General features: G+C 42.4%; 16 protein-coding genes. 4 read left to right on the forward strand and 12 right to left on the reverse strand.

All coding sequences use genetic code 11. The annotated features are described in order from the left end of the window. Positions 1 to 28: 28 nt before the first annotated feature. The 11 genes from EKM82_RS01190 to EKM82_RS01235 all read right to left on the reverse strand — a co-directional run bounded on the left by EKM82_RS01190 (position 29) and on the right by EKM82_RS01235 (position 10946). Positions 29 to 223, reverse strand: coding sequence for a DUF2929 family protein (locus EKM82_RS01190; RefSeq protein WP_164508038.1), 195 nt, complete (start codon positions 221 to 223; stop codon positions 29 to 31). Between the two features lie 77 nt (positions 224 to 300). Continuing rightward, the gene (locus EKM82_RS01195) at positions 301 to 1857 is read right to left on the reverse strand and encodes a bifunctional metallophosphatase/5'-nucleotidase (protein WP_125766504.1); all 1557 of its coding nucleotides are present in this window, start codon (positions 1855 to 1857) and stop codon (positions 301 to 303) included. Next, positions 1854 to 2426, reverse strand: coding sequence for a DUF1836 domain-containing protein (locus tag EKM82_RS01200; RefSeq protein ID WP_125766505.1), 573 nt, complete (start codon positions 2424 to 2426; stop codon positions 1854 to 1856). Before EKM82_RS01200 ends, EKM82_RS01195 begins: the two co-directional genes overlap by 4 nt. Positions 2427 to 2666: 240 nt before the next feature. Further along, a complete protein-coding gene (locus EKM82_RS11195; RefSeq protein ID WP_164508039.1) occupies positions 2667 to 2828 on the reverse strand; it encodes a hypothetical protein in 162 nt (53 codons plus the stop codon). 564 nt (positions 2829 to 3392) lie between these two features. Beyond that, complete coding sequence (gene rpmF, locus EKM82_RS01205) at positions 3393 to 3581, reverse strand: 50S ribosomal protein L32 (RefSeq protein ID WP_125766506.1); 189 nt, start codon at positions 3579 to 3581, stop codon at positions 3393 to 3395. Between the two features lie 113 nt (positions 3582 to 3694). Then, positions 3695 to 4126, reverse strand: coding sequence for a lipopolysaccharide assembly protein LapA domain-containing protein (locus EKM82_RS01210; protein ID WP_225419629.1), 432 nt, complete (start codon positions 4124 to 4126; stop codon positions 3695 to 3697). A gap of 20 nt (positions 4127 to 4146) precedes the next feature. Next, on the reverse strand, positions 4147 to 4947 hold the full coding sequence (locus EKM82_RS01215) for an SDR family NAD(P)-dependent oxidoreductase (RefSeq protein ID WP_125766508.1): 801 nt from the start codon (positions 4945 to 4947) through the stop codon (positions 4147 to 4149). A gap of 195 nt (positions 4948 to 5142) precedes the next feature. Next, positions 5143 to 6090: a ribonuclease Z gene (rnz, locus tag EKM82_RS01220; protein WP_125766509.1), complete on the reverse strand. Its 948-nt coding sequence runs from the start codon at positions 6088 to 6090 to the stop codon at positions 5143 to 5145. Between the two features lie 29 nt (positions 6091 to 6119). Then, positions 6120 to 8102, reverse strand: a complete 1983-nt coding sequence (locus tag EKM82_RS01225) for an acyltransferase family protein (RefSeq protein WP_125766510.1) — start codon at positions 8100 to 8102, stop codon at positions 6120 to 6122. A 36-nt stretch (positions 8103 to 8138) separates the two neighbouring features. Beyond that, positions 8139 to 9437: a GTPase ObgE gene (gene obgE / locus EKM82_RS01230; RefSeq protein ID WP_125766511.1), complete on the reverse strand. Its 1299-nt coding sequence runs from the start codon at positions 9435 to 9437 to the stop codon at positions 8139 to 8141. A 420-nt stretch (positions 9438 to 9857) separates the two neighbouring features. Continuing rightward, complete coding sequence (locus EKM82_RS01235) at positions 9858 to 10946, reverse strand: DUF871 domain-containing protein (protein ID WP_125766512.1); 1089 nt, start codon at positions 10944 to 10946, stop codon at positions 9858 to 9860. 736 nt (positions 10947 to 11682) lie between these two features. On the opposite strand from EKM82_RS01235, the gene EKM82_RS11200 reads away from it, so the two are divergent. The 4 genes from EKM82_RS11200 (at position 11683) to EKM82_RS01250 (ending at position 15711) form a co-directional block, all read left to right on the forward strand. Next, positions 11683 to 11865: a hypothetical protein gene (locus tag EKM82_RS11200; RefSeq protein ID WP_164508040.1), complete on the forward strand. Its 183-nt coding sequence runs from the start codon at positions 11683 to 11685 to the stop codon at positions 11863 to 11865. A gap of 166 nt (positions 11866 to 12031) precedes the next feature. Next, on the forward strand, positions 12032 to 12790 hold the full coding sequence (locus tag EKM82_RS01240; RefSeq protein WP_125766513.1) for a DeoR/GlpR family DNA-binding transcription regulator: 759 nt from the start codon (positions 12032 to 12034) through the stop codon (positions 12788 to 12790). Further along, positions 12787 to 13704: a 1-phosphofructokinase gene (pfkB, locus tag EKM82_RS01245; RefSeq protein WP_125766514.1), complete on the forward strand. Its 918-nt coding sequence runs from the start codon at positions 12787 to 12789 to the stop codon at positions 13702 to 13704. Before EKM82_RS01240 ends, pfkB begins: the two co-directional genes overlap by 4 nt. 33 nt (positions 13705 to 13737) lie before the next feature. Next, positions 13738 to 15711 carry a PTS fructose transporter subunit IIABC gene (locus EKM82_RS01250; RefSeq protein WP_125766515.1) on the forward strand — a complete coding sequence of 658 codons (1974 nt, stop codon included), beginning with the start codon at positions 13738 to 13740 and terminating at the stop codon, positions 15709 to 15711. Between the two features lie 180 nt (positions 15712 to 15891). Here the strand turns inward: EKM82_RS01250 and EKM82_RS01255 are convergent, their stop codons facing one another. Next, entirely contained in the window at positions 15892 to 17040 is a 1149-nt protein-coding gene (locus tag EKM82_RS01255; protein WP_125766663.1) for an MFS transporter, read from the reverse strand. Positions 17041 to 17148: the final 108 nt, after the last annotated feature.

Consider the following 17148-nt stretch of genomic DNA (forward strand, 5'->3'; position numbering starts at 1 on the left):
GTCTAAGCTTCTTCAAGTTTGAAAACAATTATTTATTGGTCTTTTTCTCAATTGGTACCGAATTACGCATAATCTCTGGTACAAAATTTAAGAGTAAGCCAAAAATCAGAAAAGTGATCAAACTTAACTTTAAATTAAAATCACTCTGGTCGAGTTTGGCACCGATAAAACCAGCGACAATCCCGAGAATGATTGCCCAAACAACCACAACAACACGTTTCATGGTCAACCCTTCTTTCAAGAACATATCTTAGCATATTCTACCGCAAAACACCAAGGTATTTCCTTAATTTTGTTTTACTAAGCCTGCGAATTAATGACTTTGAAATTATCCTCAGTGGTTGCCTTAACCACCGGGTGTTGCCGTAAGTAATCCGCAATCAATTCAGTCATGTCAGTCGTATCTTCACGAATAATTTTGTCAGCGGTAAACATTTTGAAGTTACCGCCACCAACAGCCCGATACTGATTCATCACAACTTCTAATTGCTGCGTCGGCTGAACATCCTGGCCGTGATATTGCAATTTCGTAATGCGTTGGCCAACTGGTTGCGCCACATCAATCACATAATCAATCCCCGCATACATATCATAGTTATAATGTTGTGGCTTCGGCTGAACAAATTTTTGATTAACACCAACGTGACCATCCGCCGTCGCTACAAAATAAGTCGCTGATTTCTCTAAAGCTGCCTTTAGATCAGCACCACTGATTCGTTCAACTGCCAAAGTGTTCGGATAAATATAATTCGTTAAAATTGACCGGAAAGTAATCACTGGGCCAAAGCCACGACCATCATTATTAAACAAGGCTGTGCCTGAAATATCAGCATGTAAGGCCGCCCGCTGTACATCTTGGACAAATTGAATATAAGGATGTGGCTTCAACCGAACATTCATTGGGTCAGTAATGGTTAAATCCCCTTCAGTTTTACCCAAGGCTTGATCCAACCAATCCTCAACTAGCTTATTCGTTGGTGCTAACTGCTCAACCATGCCTGCATCTGGCGCAAACTCAGCAGTTTTGATCAAAGTCGTCTGCTTGTCGGTCACTTGTTTCTGATCATTTAAGGTCAAAACAATTTTACCAACGTGCGTACCCTTGGAGCCTGGTTGAGTCGTCGGAACACCTTGACTAACTTCAGCCAATTCGCGATGTTGATGACCAGTGACTAAGGCATCAATTCCTGGTACTTCTTTAAGCAATTGGGCGCCTTCATTCTCACCAGTCAAGGCTTCTGTTGGCGCTTGGGTTTGCAAATCGCGCTCAAAGCCACCATGATAAGCTACCACCACCACATCAGCTAATTGATGTAATTTAGGCACCCATGCTTGGGCACAAGCCGTTGCTGATTGGAAGGTTAAGCCTTTGATTTTCTCTGGGGCTTCCCAATGTGGAATATATTGAGTTGTTAAGCCTAAGACGGCTACTTTAAGCCCTTTTAAATCAAAAATTTCATAAGGCTGGCCAAAAGCTGGTTGGCCCTGGTCGTCTAAAATATTGGCGCAGAGGAATTGACGTTTACTTTGTTGAATGGCCTTTTTTAAATAATCAGTCCCATAATTGAACTCATGATTACCTACAATCCCCACTTGATAATCAATTTGATTATAAGCCGTTGTCAAAGGCGCTAAATTGCCACTCACTTTAGCCAAATAATAAGATAGCGGTGACCCTTGGAGAAAATCGCCATTTTCAATCACTAAAACCGGATCACTTCCGGCTGCCGCTTGCTCTTGTTTAATCACGGTAGCCGCACGACTCAGGCCAAATGGTTTCAACTGATCGCGACTGGCATAATCGGTAGGCAACAAATAGCCATGAGTATCACTGGTTGATAAAATGGTTAATTTCATTTTTTACTAGCTCCTTTGATGGTGGCAGTTGTAATCTCTGCCTGACGTTCTTCTAACTTAGTGAGCAGCTTCAAAACAACAATCCGTTGCACAACAGCACTACAACTTAATTTAACCAAGTTACTTGTTTCAACAACCACATCTTTTTGAGTGGCTTGAGTAATAACCACTTCCTGCTGGAAATTACCGACCACATCATGGATTGCCTTAGTAAAGACGGTGACAAAATAATCATAACTTTGTGCACCTTTTTCTGGCTTGATCACCAATTTGAAGCCATTGGCAATATCACTAATTGAGAAAACACTTTTTAAAATAGCAATTAGAATCAAACGAGCCACTTGTTGCTGACTGTACTTCTTCTTCTGCGGTGCATGGACCAAACCTGACTTGACATAATTATTGATCATCGCCGGTGTTAATTCATCAAAATTCAAAGGTTTCAGCATTTGATTAATAAAGCTGACCACTTGATCCATATATAAATCAAACTGGGGCAATTCACTCCAGCGGGGAATATTTAATAATTGAATTTGGCGTAAATATTCAGTAAAATTCTGATCTTCCATTCTGGTCACCTCACCAGTTCATTTTAACACATCGTCTTGAAAACTAGCTATTGTCGTCTGATATTTGCTTAAAAAGTTTGTTGAAGAATTGACGATTACATTGAATATAAAACGCTGATGAAGTTATTAAACAAAATGGCGTCTGACTCCATTGCGAGCTGCTTGTCGTGGAACGCGGCCGACACTAATTGAAGCCAATTGCGGACCAAAGTTCAAAACCATTAAAATCTAGTAAAGATTTTAAAACAGAATCGGTTCTGACTGCATTCCGGGCTTGCTGGTTGTGGAACGCGGCCGGCATCGATTTGAACCAATTGAAAACCAAATTGTTTCAAATACGAGCCTTCTTCTAAGCGATAAATCGCTAAGAAGAATTTGGCGGCTGACAACCACGCCCTCCATTCCGTCTGAAGTTGAGGTAGTACACTCTTTCGTTGTTAGTGTTCGAGGCAGTGCAAGCGAAATAAATCAACTGAATTTCAACTGTTATCACACATTAAATAGTGATCAAAAATAGCCTAATTGACAGTTTCTAGTTTATCTAGAGACATTATTAATTAAGCTTGGTCGTTATCACTAGTTTTTTTAAACCGTGGTAATCAAACTTTTAGTTGGTTGCTGGCCTACTTTATCCAACTTTACTAGCACTGTCGAGCAATCTAACCATTCTAAAGTGGCAGCTACTAGCTCAAAACGCAGTGAAGGCCGCCGGGGTGTCAGCCGCGAAATTATCCTTGGCGATTTATCGCTTAGGATAAGGCTTGTATTTAAGATTTTGCGCAGCAAAAGCTTAAATCAACGCCCGCCGCGTTCCACACCCCGCCGGCCGTAACGGAGTGTTCACTATTCTGCCTAAAACCACTTTAAATTTGTGTCGACGTCCTTAGAAACGCAGAGCAACCACCACTTCAACCGGGAGCGGCTTGGTAAAAATATTTTGGGCATAAAAAAAGCCCGCTATGCGGACTATTTATTAGCTTCCTCAGCCTTTTTAATCACTTGTTCACCCTTGTAGAAACCCTTTGGTGAAACATGGTGATTCAAACGATATTCGCCATTAGTTGCATCAAATTGTAAATTTGGTGTTTGCAACTTGATATGGCCGCGACGTTGACGCTTTTTTTGTTTTGAAGTCCGACGTGCAGGTACTGCCATAATTAAAAACTCCTTTTCATACTAGCTATTTAAGCGATGATTAAAGCAACGTTAAAAAATGCTATTTTTCATTCACTTAACCATAATACTATCAAAGCCCGCTGATAGCAAGCCTAATTTTGATCAGATGTTGAAGAATCTGTGGGCGTTTCCACCGTTGTGGTTGTTGGCTTAGGTTCTTCCGCGACCATCAATCTTGCCTTTAAATCAGAAATTTCAGTATCTTTCTCAACTAACTGTTGTTCGATTGTCTCACGAGCTGTTGCCACTGCTTGATCAATTTCAGCTTGTTGATTCTGCTTTAAGGCCTTTAATTCTTGATCCAGAGCCTTCTTTTGCTTCTTGGCGGAAAAACTGCTGCTAGTTGATAACAATAAAGCAATTAAAGCGCCTAGAATCAAAGTCAGCAACAACACCACAATCAGTGGTAATTTAACCTTTGTAAAACCAAAGCTAATAATTGTTGGCGCCACATTTAACAATGCGAATACCACCACAACTAATGCCAGTACCAATACCAAAATAAAACGTGTTTGCTTCTTCATGCCATTCATCCCCTGAAAACTTACTTCTGATTACCCAAAGTGCTGGCCAAATAGTCACCAATTCGTGGCGCTAATGGATATAAACGGGCTGCAACTTCCATGAACCACGGCGCGTTGATTTCCCGAACTTGACGGCCAAAACTATTCACGATTCGATTAGCTAACTGCTCTGTATCCAGCGACAACCAAGCAATTTTTTCCAAATATTGGTTGCCCTGATCAGCAGTAGCAAAGAAATCAGTCTTAACTGGTCCCGGATTGACTGTGGTGACCTTAACGCCTAAAGGCCGCAATTCCAACCGCAGCGAATTAGAGAAAGCAATCACGGCAGCCTTAGTTGCTGCATAAACAGCTGATTTAGGCGTTTGTAATTTGCCCGCCATTGAGCCGAGACTAATGATATGTCCCTGTGGCTCATACATGAGTGGCACTAACTCGCGGGTTAAAACCATCAACCCTAACACATTCACCGCAAACATTTGCTGAATTTTGGCAACTGGGATTTCCGTAAACAATTCGAAATCACCAAAACCGGCCGCGTTAACCAAAACATCGACCTGTTCCGTTGCTTGTTTGATTGTTGCGACGGCGGCTTCCAAACTGGTTAAATCACCTAAATCCACAGCAATCACCGTCGCACTAGTTAGTGATAGCCGCTCACACTCAACTTTAACTTCTTCAAGTAGCTCGACTCGCCGCGCCAATAAAAACAACTGGGCACCGCGACTAGCAGCTTCTAACGCTACCGCTCGGCCAATTCCCGATGAAGCGCCGGTAACGACCACCACTTGGCCGGCTAAGCTCTTTTGCTGTTCTGCCATTGCTAATCCTCCTCAGCAGATTGTGAGTCAAGAAAACCACTGCTAAACATCAATTGCGTACGGAAACGATTCAGATCCATCCATCTCGTATTGGCATGATGCCGCGCCAGTTGTTCTTGAAACCCACATCTCACTAAATAAAATTTGGTTGATTACTCTCGAAAAGACTTATTAGGTCAAAGTCTTCTGAGAAGATTACTGGGATACCACTTGCTTCGTCGAAAATGGGACTGCAAACACATCAAAATCATTAGCAACTCGTGTGGCTGGAAAAATCTGCTGGGCCTCAGTTTGTAACTGATGCGCACCCTTGCCTAAATAACGGGCTGAGATATGAGTTAAAATCAAACGCTGACAATGACTTTTGACTGCCACTTGTGCTGCTTGAGTTGAGGTTGAGTGGTAATACTGATGGGCCAATTTGCTTTCATGCTGGCCAAAGGTACTTTCGTGAACCAACACATTGGCATCCGCCGCTAATAACTCAATATTGGCCGTTTTGCGGGTATCGCCAATAATCGTCACGATACGACCTGGTTTTGCCGGGCCTAAATAATCAGTCCCCGTTAACACACGACCATCAGCTAAAGTAACTGTTTGTCCCGCCTTTAATTTACCATAAATTGGCCCTGACGGCACATGAGCTTCCTGTAATTTATCAACCAATAATTCACCAGGTAAAGCCGCTTCTTCCACACGATAGCCATAGCAATCGATTCGATGATCTAAGGGCATTTGACTAACTTTAATTTTTTTATCGGTGAAAACCACGCCCGGTTCGGTAATCTCATGGAAACGCAAGCGATAGCTCAAATGCGTGCCAGTAATATTTAAGGATGTTTGCACATACTCCTTGATGCCTACCGGTCCATAAATATCCAGCGGCGTGTCACCACCTTGATTAGAACGACTGGACAAGAAACCGGGTAGTCCATAAATATGATCCCCGTGTAAATGGGTGATAAATATTTTATTGATTTTTCGCGGTTTCAAAGTGGTTTGTAAAATTTGTTGTTGGGTGCCTTCACCACAATCAAATAACCAAACCTCGTTTCGTTCATCTAACATTTTTAGTGCAATACTTGTGACATTACGACCCCGCGCCGGAACGCCAGCGCCAGTGCCAAGAAATTCCAATTCCATTACTTTACATCAACCTCAATATATACTGATTACTTCGCCGCCAAGGTATCTAAAATCTGCTTAGCCACAAAGCTGTAATAATACGGTGACCCAGTAGGATTCGGGTGAACATTATCACCAGAGAACCAATCAGGATGGTCTTTTGAATACGAATACCAATCAATAATATGCAAATTAGCATGACGTTTAGCACCATTAACTAAATCACTATTGACTTGATTTTGCCAAGAACGAGTTGGCACATGAACATTGATCCAGAAGACTTGACGATCTGAACCCATCATTGACATGATTTCATCTAAATCACTGTCTTGGAACGAACCATTGGTACCTAAACCAATGACAACTACTTGGGCCATTAAACCTTGGTCCAAAATGCTCTTGATCCGCGGCATAATTTGATAAACTTGCTCACTAACTGATGCTGATAAATACATCTTCGGGAAGATCCGTTGATAGCCTTCAGCACTACCTAGCATCACCGAGTCGCCGATCCCAGTGATCATTAAATTTTGGGCCGCATGTAACTCGACTTGAGTCAGGCCATACTTCTCTAAATCTTGATTAACTGGATTTTTAGCCGCATCAGCTTCAGCTTTGGTACTGGCGATGCTGGATGACTTACTCAGCGATTTGCTTAGTGCCGCGTTAGAAGCAGCCTTCTTGCTTTCCTCACGGGCCGAACGCATTTCTGCAGCGATCCGTTTATTCTCTTTATCTGTTTTCTTCGCGTTCTTCTTAATTGTGGTGGCTAATTCAGAATGATTGGCCGCATCAGCATTAACCGTTGGTGCTTGGAAAATGCCAACTAAACCAATCACCGTCACAATCGTAAATAAGGCCGTCAAACCACGTTGCAAATTGATCCTGCGATTACTATGTGACTGGAACAAATTCTTGAACCAAACAATCGTCTGATGATAATCGAAATGGCCCAAAGGCTTTTCCACAAAACGATAGAAAAATTCACTAATTGCCACAATGATCAACACTTCAAGTACCGGATAAAGAATCGGATGATCAGCAATATTGCGGAACTTACTTTCAAAGAAAATCATGACTGGGAACTGATAGAGATACAAGCCATAACTCCGACTACCAATCCAATTAAATACTGGATTGGTTAAAATACGATCCCAATCAGCACCAGGATGAGCCACAACCGCCACAATCAAAACTGTGAACAGCGTAAACAGTACCATGCCACCACGATAAAGCAGATCAGCTTGGGCATTTAAACTAAACATTAACCAAATCATCCCGCCAAAGCCCAAAAGGCCAATACCGTCCATGATTAACCGGTCACTTTTTAAAACATTACGTTTTAAATAGCTGCTAGGCCAAATAACCGCCAGCATACAGCCGAACAAAATCGAGAAAGCCCGCGTATCGGTACCATAATAAACTCGGCTCGGATCAACACCAGGATGATACAACAAGCCCATTAAGACTGAAGAAACCAAGGCCAAACCTAAACTAGTCCAAAAAATCGTCACTTTACGTTTTTTAGTTAACCGCCATAGTAACAAAATAATCAACGGCCAAATTAAATAAAATTGACCTTCAATTGAAAGCGTCCATAAATGGGTAAAAGGCGATTCACTGTTAGCAAAGCGCTCAAAATAAGATTGGCCATTGGCAATTTGCCACCAATTATAGACATAAAAAATATTACTAATCACAATTTTGTGCAGATTCCCTAACAGATTCCGCTGGAACAGCACAATATAGGCGGAAGTGGTTAACAACATTGCCAATAGTGCTGGATAAAGGCGTTTGATCCGCCGCAGCCAGAATTGCTTAAAACTAAAATGACCAGTTGTTTCCAAACTTAAGATCATATGATCAGTAATTAAATAACCGGAAAGCACCATAAAGACCGGCACGCCTAAATAACCGCCCTTAAAAACATCCGGATTTAAATGGTATAAAATAACGGCAATCACAGCTAAAGCCCGCAGCCCATCAAAGCCGTGAATGTAACGTTTTTTCATGCGAGAATTTTTTTGCATCTTTTTCCCCTCAAATAACCCAACTACATCGCGATGCTACTCAACAAAATCAAAAACGAAATCAGCGATTGCTACCGAATCGCCATCCTTAGCGCCAGCCTGACGCAGGGCATCTTCAATACCCCAATTGTGCAAGATCCGGGCAAAACGCATAATCCCATCTTGGTGATCCAAATTAGTCATTTTAACGAAACGTTCAATTTGAGCGCCGGTGACTTCAAATTCATGATCATCAAGTTGAGTGACCTTAAATTCAGGCACTTTATTCTTCTGATCTTGATATTGATAAAGTGTCTCATCAGCTGGCTGTTCTGCCGTTAATAACTCTGGTGCCGTGGCCAAAACATCGGCTGTCTTTTGTAATAATGGTAAAACCCCTTGATGTTGCAAACTCGAAATTGCCATGATTGCCTCAGGTGTCACTTGATGATCAGTCAAAGCCGTTTTAAACTCCGCCAATCGTTCAGCCGCACCAGGCACATCAATTTTAGTTGGCACAATGATCTCTGGCCGTTGTAATAACTTAGGATCATACTCACTTAATTCATGACGAATCTGTTCATAGTCAGTCCATGGATCACGACCATTTTCCGGATCCATATCAACTAAATGTAAAATAACTCGCGTCCGTTCAATGTGACGCAGGAATTGAATCCCCAAACCAACGCCTTGAGCTGCACCTTCAATTAAACCTGGTAAATCGGCCATGACATAGTCACGACCATCGGGTAATTGCACCATCCCTAAATTAGGTACCAAAGTGGTGAAATGATAGGCGGCAATTTTCGGCTTAGCTGAAGTTGCCACTGACAATAGCGTTGATTTACCAACTGATGGAAAGCCTACCAAACCAACATCAGCTAAAACTTTTAATTCTAATTGTAGGTCTCGTTCTTCACCAGGTTCACCATTCTCGGCAACTTCTGGCGCACGATTACGGGCACTGGCAAAATGAATATTGCCGCGACCACCGCGACCACCTTGAGCCACAACTAGTTCTTGCCCTTGCTCGACAATATCGCCAAGTTGGACCCCGGTTGCCAGATCAGTAACTGTGGTACCAGTTGGGACTTTAATATAAGTATTTTTAGAGCTACGACCATACATCGCCTTAATTTGACCATTTTCACCAGCCAATGCTTTAAAAATACGATGATAACGGAAGTCCATCAAGGTCCGTAACCCTTCATCGCCCACTAAAATAATTGAGCCACCGCGGCCACCATCACCACCGGAAGGGCCACCATTAGGCACGAATTTTTCATGACGAAAGGCAACGGCGCCATCGCCACCCTTGCCTGCTTTAACGTTAATTTTAATTTGATCAACAAACATCTTTTAATGATTCCTCTCTGCAATAACAACCGTTGACACCTGTATAAAATTCATTCTCTATGATAACAAATAATCAGTCAAAAAACTAAAATTATGGCGTAACGGCCGAATTTTTCTTTCTTCTAGTATACCCTTTATTAACCACCAAAATATCTTAATCCGTTTCTTTTTTTATGTAAAAGCTTTCAAACGGCCTTTTTATTCAACATAATTGGTTGAAATATCGTGGTGATTGAATTTTACCGGTTTTTGACTGCAGTAACAAGCCAAATTTGTAAATTATTTTAGCCGTCTTCAACCAATCAAAATATCTCTTAAAATCAACAAAAATACCAAGCTAACCTCAGATTGAAGTTAACTTGGTATTTTGGTGGAAAGCTATTTTTAAACGGAGCCGTCGAAAAAAATCTTTCTAGCTGGTTATTTCGCAACCATCCGGAAATTACTCCACGGCCGCAAGTAAGATAATAGGAAGATTTCGTCAGGATCGATTCGACCGACCACATTGACACGGCCATCATTTGGCATTTCTTGCAAGGCAATTTGGGTTTCGCCTTTATATTGACCATAACCCACATTATCAATTAAAATATCGCCCCGTTTGATAGGCACCGTGTGATGAGCTGGGAATGGCCGATCACGGTAAATTTCCCGAGTTGCTGACGAACGCAGAATGTATTCTGACCGATCACCACGATAACTGTGTAGCGTGTCGAATAAACATTTCTGCTCATCGGCAGTGATATCACTTTCAGGAATCACGGTAATTGCTGGAAAATCATCGTTGAATGCTGTGCTAACTGCTTTTAATTCTGCTTCTGAAGCATAAGCATTGGCAATAATTAAATCATCGATCAAATCCATCATCAAATAATGTTTAACTTGCACAGCCAAGCTCAATGACCGATGATCTTCCAACGTGCAAAGACCATCTTGTGTCGGCCAAGGACCGAAAGTAGCCGCTTGCGAATTAATAAAAGCGGCCGTATTCAGATTATACTTGGTAAATTTCTTCGTTGCCATGACGAAGAAATCATGACCTAATCCAGAAAAACGATGGGGATAGAAATTATGAGACCCTAATAAGTTCTCACGTTTTGGTGAAAAGCTCATAATATTGTCCACATAATTAGTGCCTTGACTCATGTTGACTTCGATTTTTAAATTGTAAGGATTACGCGTCATTTTCGCTTCTTCGGCACCAGTAAAGCCTAGGTCCAAGCGCACGCCCCAAGCACCCAATTTATGGAAGAAAGATAAATCATCATAAGTGACACCTAACTGCTTGAACAAGCCAGGGTTAATATCAATCATGACTTCCATGCCTAATTCGTTGGCATGATCGATTACTTTCTTGAAGTTACCAACAACTTCATCTTGATTACCTTTAATTTCTAGTAACGACGTAAAAACTCGTTTGAAGCCGTATTGATGAGCGAGATCTAAATAAGCAGCATCTTTTTCATAAGTCGAGCGTTCTGGATAAATTGAGACACCTAATTTTCCCATGTGAATACCTCCATGTCATTTTGTTGATTGTTCATTGACTAGTTCGATTTTAACATGTTTAACCCAGCGGTGAAAGCGCATTTTTGGTGGTCTATCACCATCCCCGCGATAACTGACCGTTCATACTTTACTTCAAATAAAATTGGTCTAGACAAATTAAGCGTTAAGTATTTCCACTTTTGAGAGTCGGTGGCGGCACAATTTGAATGGCGTGGAAAGCTGTGACATAAGTGCAAAACAGAATAGCGTTTGACTCTGTTCCGGGCTGCTTGGTGTGGAACGCGGCCGGCATTGATTTGAGCTTATTGCTTTGCAACAATCTCAAATACAAGCCTTGTTCTAAGTGGCCCAGCCACTAAGAACAATTTGGCGGCTGACGCCAAGATCCCTCCACGCCGTCTGAAGTTAATGTGGCTCACTTTATCTTTGCCAACAATCAACGCAGTCATTGTAAGATTGCAGCAGATATCTGGCTTATATCACAACCTCAATTTCAGCATTGACGCCAATCGCTTGCCTCTGCCTGAATTAACTAACAAAACTGAGCATCACTATTTAGCCAAACCAAATTGTGATGATACAAAAACTCGAGGTGACAATTTCTACTGATAATACAGTTGTCACACCGTTTTGTGCTGTTCAGCTATCATTACTTATTTATTTGAGTTAATGAATCTCACTACCACTGTCTTAAGTACTGACAACGATGGAGTACACCACCTCAGCTCCAGACGGAATGGAGGGCGTGGTTGTCAGCCGCCAAATTTGTCTTGCCGCTTCAGCGGTTAGACAAAGGCTCGTATTGATGACAATTTGGTTTGTAATTGGCATCAATCGATGCCGGCAGCGTTCCACAACCAAAACGCCCGGAATGCAGTCAAACGCCATTCTGTTTTATCGTCTTCACAACGTTTTTTAACATACCAACACATAATAAAAGAACAACCACATTTTCACTCAAGTTACGATAACTGCCAAAATCTACCAGCAAATTCACCATAAATAACTTTTTTTGATAGTTTTTGACAGAAAAAGGTTGCTTTTCGTTTTGAAAGCGGTTAGAATCATTCATGAGGTGAAAGTTAATGCTAACCGAGCAACGTTATCAAATCATCTTGCATCGCTTAAGTCAGCAACCCATTTGTAAGATCAATGAGTTGGTTCATTTAACAGATGCATCAGAGTCGACGATTCGACGTGACTTAGACGAACTGGAGAAGCAAGGGTTACTTGAGCGAATTCATGGTGGCGCTCGCTTGCTAGTTCATCTAACTGCCGATCGTAATCAAACCGAGCGTGAGCAATTACATCGTTCTGATAAAGAACAAGTGGCGGCTTACGTGGCCCAACATTATTTACATCATCAACAGTTCATCTATTTGGACGCGGGCACAACGGTTCAAGAAATCATTCCCTATTTAAAAGATTTCCAAGAACTGACCGTCGTGACTAATAGTATTGTTACTGCCGGTGCCGTAGCTGAGACTGGCATTGCAACCTATTTGACTGGTGGCAAACTCAAAGCCAATACCCAAGCTTTAGTCGGCATGACCGCAGTGCAAACTTTAAATAAATATCACTTTGATTTGGCACTGTTAGGCGTCAATGCAATTACACCAGGTGGCGATTTACTAACACCTGATGTTGACGAGGCTGATGTGAAGCAGCAAGCCGTTCGCCAAGCGAAAAGTGCCGTGGTATTAACCGATGCTTCGAAATTCTCAGAAATTGCCTTTGCTACTTTTGGCAACATTCGTGACTTCGCCGCTGTGGTGACGACTGCATTACCAGCAACAATTCGTGATCAATATCATCAAAAAAACATTAAGGAGTTGAGCAAATGATTTATACCATTACGGTCAATCCTTCAATTGACTATATTATGCGTAACCGCCAGCCACTGGAATTAGGCGCTGTTAATCGTCTTGATGAAACCGTCTTTCTTGCCGGTGGCAAAGGCGTCAACGTCTCGCAAATCCTCAACCAATTGACTGTACCTAACCAAGCTTGGGGGTTTCTCGGTGGTTTCACCGGTGAGTTTGTTGCCAGTGAATTACAACGAAAGCAGATCAATCAACACTTCACTAAAATTGCCGCCAATTCGAGAATCAACGTTAAACTCAAAGCAGATGTGGAAACCGAGCTTAACGCTGCTGGTCCAGAAGTTACGGCCACAGAAATTGCAGCCTTTAAAGACCAATTTAAGCAACTACAGCCTGGTGATATTGTCGTCATGTCTGGTAGTTTGTTGCCTAGTCTACCCACTGACTTTTATCATCAATTGATTAAGTTGGTGCAGGCCCAACATGGTGAGTTTGTTGTTGATACAACTGGCCAAGCTTTGCTGGATACCTTACCAGAACGTCCCCTCGTGATTAAACCCAATCATCATGAATTAGCCGCCTTATTCAACACGACTTTCCAAGATGACGCCGATTTAATTACCCATGGCCAGCAGTTATTGGCAAAAGGTGCCCAACATGTGCTTGTTTCCATGGCTGGTGCTGGTGCCTACTTGATTACACCTGATCACATTTATCATTCAGCAGCACCAAAAGGCCAAGTTGTGAACTCCGTTGGTGCTGGCGACTCAATGATTGCTGGCTTCGTTGGCGAATTCAGTCAGCATCACGATCCCGTCCAAGCTTTCAATTATGGCTTGGCTTGCGGCAGTGCCACGGCCTTCACCGAAGACATTGCTGATCGCGATCAAATTGAAGCGATTCGTCCCCAAATTAAAATCACCACAATTGCTTAAACTAAACAATTCAGTATTGGGAGGTATATTTAAATGAAAGTTCAAGATTTATTAGTCAAAGACGCAATGATCATGGATTTGAAAGCAACGACTAAAGAAGCTGCGATTGATGAAATGGTTGACCGCTATCATCAAGTCGGTATCGTCAGTGATGCCGACAAATACAAAGCGGCTATTTTAAAGCGTGAAGCTGAATCCACAACTGGGATTGGCGATGGCATTGCCATGCCTCATGCGAAAACTGATGCTGCTACTCGCGCCGCTGTTTTATTTGCCAAAAGTGATGCTGGGGTTGAGTTCAACGCCTTGGACCAACAACCAGTTCATCTATTCTTCATGATCGCCGCACCAGCTGGTGCCAACAACGCTCATTTACAGGCACTTTCAACCTTGTCATCGTTACTAATCGATCCAGACTTAGTTGCCGCTCTTAAAAAAGCCCAGACACCTGAAGAAGTTCAACAATTATTCGGCGATGCTCAAGCTGCTAAAGATGCCAAAGACCAAGCTGACGAAGCGGCTGAAGCAGCCAAAGCCAGTGCTGCTAAAACAGCCGCACCTGCTGACAAGCCTTATGTCATTGCGGTAACGGCCTGCCCGACTGGGATTGCCCACACTTACATGGCCGAAGCAGCCTTGATCAAGGAAGCCGAAGCAATGGGTGTTGACATTAAAGTTGAAACTAATGGTTCTGAAGGTGTTAAGCATCAGTTAACTGCCGACGATATTAAGCGGGCAACTGGTGTCATCATTGCCGCTGATAAAAAGGTCGAAATGGACCGTTTTGCTGGCAAACATTTGATCAATCGTCCGGTCATTGATGGGATTAAAAAACCCCATGAATTAATCGAACAAACCCTCGAAGAAAAAGGCGCGATTTATCAAGCTAAGGGTGACGGTGCCGCTGCTGCCACTAACGATCAAGATAAAGAAAGTGCTGGTCATAAAATTTATGGTCAATTAATGAATGGGATTTCCAATATGTTGCCATTCGTTGTTGCTGGCGGGATCGTCATGGCCATTTCCTTCTTGATTGAACGATTCACTGGCGACAAATCCATGTGGTACATCTTCCCTAATCAAATTGGGAATGCTGCTTTCAGTTTCTTAATTCCTGTTTTAGCAGCCTACATTGCCCAAGCAATTGGTGATCGTCCGGCCTTAATGCCTGGTTTCGTTGGTGGTTACATGGCCAGCCAAGCTAGCATGAGCTTCATTAGTTCTAAGAGTCCGGCTGGTTTCTTAGGTGGTTTAGCTGCTGGTTTCATTGCTGGTTACTTAGTGGTCTTCTTGAAGAAACTATTCAAGAATCTGCCGAAGTCGCTGGATGGTTTAAAGCCAATCTTTATCTTCCCGATTCTTGGTCTAATTCTTACCGGAGCGATTATGTACTTCATTGTTGATCCAATCTTCGGGATTATTAATTTAGGAATTACCAACTTCTTAAATAACATGGGTACAGCAAATGCCGTTGTCTTAGGTGCCTTGTTAGCCGGAATGATGGCCGTTGATATGGGTGGTCCTTTCAACAAAGCCGCTTATGTCTTTGCCATTGGTGCTTTTGAAACTACCCAAAACGGTGCTTTAATGGCCGCTGTCATGGTTGGTGGGATGGTGCCACCTTTGGCCATTGCCTTAGCAACGACGATTTGGCCTAACAAGTGGACCAAAGATGAACGTAATTCTGGTTTAAGTAATTATATCTTAGGGATTTCTTTCATTACTGAAGGTGCCATTCCTTTCGCCGCTGCAGATCCATTGCGGGTCATCACTTCTAGTGTGATTGGTGCCGTCATCGGTGGTGGCTTATCACAAGCGTTAGGTGTTAACGTACCAGCGCCTCATGGTGGTTTGTTCGTCCTTCCCTTAGCTGATCACAAGCTGGGCTACCTGATTTCCGTTATTGTTGGATCCGTTATCTCCGCAATTATTCTCGGTTTGTGGAAGAAACCCCTCCCGGCCGAACAAAATGGTTTAACTGATAAAAAAGCTAAATCTGTCAATTAATTAATAATCATTCAAAAAGCGTTCAACAAATTCATTGCGAATTTTGTTGAACGCTTTTTTGTTGTCGTGATCGACTGCTGCGTACACAAACTACCAGACCAAAATCTGACTGCCAGACAATCATTTAATGGTCAATTGTCAACATTGACCGACCATTTTTAGCGCCAGAGTGACAACTTGCTAATCGTCTTCTTGCCCTAACTTTTCTGGTTCGCCAATGACGAAGTGCGCGACTAAAGCAATAATTAGAAAGACTACCGCCACTAAGCAGACACCGGTCCAACCAGCATGACTCCAAGCTGTTGTGGCCGTTAACGTGCCCAGGGAACCACCCAAGAAATAACTGAACATGAAAACTGAATTATTACGACTACTCTCATGACGATTCAGCGATTGGACAATCGCTTGATTCGAAACCTGACTAAACTGCGTGCCTAAATCTAACAGAATAATCCCCACAATTAAGCCAATTAACCAAACTCCCAGAAGCCAAAAAACAACAAAAGCAATCCCGGAAAAAATCATCCCTAATCCAACGGTTAACCGCGGCGACCGTTGATCAATTAAATTACCGATCCACGGTGCGGCAATTACACCAGCAATTCCTAAAAGTCCCAATAAGCCAGCCACATTACTGCCCAAATGATATTGAGCAGCTAAATAGAAAGCCAGCGTTGACCAGAGCACATTAGACATGCCAAACATGCAAAAACCATTGATGGCTGAACCACGTAAGGCTTTTTGTTGGCGGAAAAGTTTCGGTAAAGTTTGAATTACCGGCCAATAATGTAAATTCTGATGACCCCGAGCATCTCGCGGCAAATAAAGATGAACAATCACCAGAAAAATCAAGTCGATTCCGGCAGCAATCAAATAAATATCTTGCCAAGGCACAATACTGCCTAACAAGCCACTGAAGGAACGTGACAAAAGAATCCCCGTTAATAAACCACTCAGTACAATTCCGAGAACTTTCCCCCGTTGGTCACTGGGTGCTAAATAGCCAGCATAAGGAATAATAATTTGCGGTGCCACTGAGGTAATCCCAATTAAAGTCGTTGCCACGCTAAAGACGGCCACATTCGGCGCCCAGAAGGCCAACAACAGCGAGCCAATCGATAGAATAATCATCACTTGAATCAAATGATAGCGGTCAAAAATATCCCCTAGTGGCACAATCAGCAGTAACCCAAAGGCATAACCTAATTGAGTCACCATCGCCAAAGCGCCAACCACTGATTTACTTAAGTTGAAATCAACCGCAATTAAATTCTCAATTGGTTGAATAAAATTCAAATTAGCCACAATAACGCCAGTGACAATTGCCATTAATAAAATCGTTTTACGTGATAATGTCGTTGTTTCCTTCACATCTAAGACCCCTTAAATTCAAACCTGAATAAAAATAATTCAATTAATACCATAACGCTTTTCTTT

Origin of the sequence: Lapidilactobacillus wuchangensis (assembly GCF_003946645.1) — a bacterium.
GTDB classification, from domain to species: domain Bacteria; phylum Bacillota; class Bacilli; order Lactobacillales; family Lactobacillaceae; genus Lapidilactobacillus; species Lapidilactobacillus wuchangensis.

Coding starts and splice junctions, on each gene's coding strand:
- EKM82_RS01190 (WP_164508038.1), bottom strand. CDS start 223: ATGAAACGTGTTGTTGTGGTTGTTTGGGCAATCATTCTCGGGATTGTC.
- EKM82_RS01195 (WP_125766504.1), bottom strand. CDS start 1,857: ATGAAATTAACCATTTTATCAACCAGTGATACTCATGGCTATTTGTTG.
- EKM82_RS01200 (WP_125766505.1), bottom strand. CDS start 2,426: ATGGAAGATCAGAATTTTACTGAATATTTACGCCAAATTCAATTATTA.
- EKM82_RS11195 (WP_164508039.1), bottom strand. CDS start 2,828: ATGGAGGGCGTGGTTGTCAGCCGCCAAATTCTTCTTAGCGATTTATCG.
- rpmF (WP_125766506.1), bottom strand. CDS start 3,581: ATGGCAGTACCTGCACGTCGGACTTCAAAACAAAAAAAGCGTCAACGT.
- EKM82_RS01210 (WP_225419629.1), bottom strand. CDS start 4,126: ATGAAGAAGCAAACACGTTTTATTTTGGTATTGGTACTGGCATTAGTT.
- EKM82_RS01215 (WP_125766508.1), bottom strand. CDS start 4,947: ATGGCAGAACAGCAAAAGAGCTTAGCCGGCCAAGTGGTGGTCGTTACC.
- rnz (WP_125766509.1), bottom strand. CDS start 6,090: ATGGAATTGGAATTTCTTGGCACTGGCGCTGGCGTTCCGGCGCGGGGT.
- EKM82_RS01225 (WP_125766510.1), bottom strand. CDS start 8,102: ATGCAAAAAAATTCTCGCATGAAAAAACGTTACATTCACGGCTTTGAT.
- obgE (WP_125766511.1), bottom strand. CDS start 9,437: ATGTTTGTTGATCAAATTAAAATTAACGTTAAAGCAGGCAAGGGTGGC.
- EKM82_RS01235 (WP_125766512.1), bottom strand. CDS start 10,946: ATGGGAAAATTAGGTGTCTCAATTTATCCAGAACGCTCGACTTATGAA.
- EKM82_RS11200 (WP_164508040.1), top strand. CDS start 11,683: ATGGAGGGCGTGGTTGTCAGCCGCCAAATTTGTCTTGCCGCTTCAGCG.
- EKM82_RS01240 (WP_125766513.1), top strand. CDS start 12,032: ATGCTAACCGAGCAACGTTATCAAATCATCTTGCATCGCTTAAGTCAG.
- pfkB (WP_125766514.1), top strand. CDS start 12,787: ATGATTTATACCATTACGGTCAATCCTTCAATTGACTATATTATGCGT.
- EKM82_RS01250 (WP_125766515.1), top strand. CDS start 13,738: ATGAAAGTTCAAGATTTATTAGTCAAAGACGCAATGATCATGGATTTG.
- EKM82_RS01255 (WP_125766663.1), bottom strand. CDS start 17,040: ATGGCAATTGTCACTGGCGTTATTGTGGCTAATTTGAATTTTATTCAA.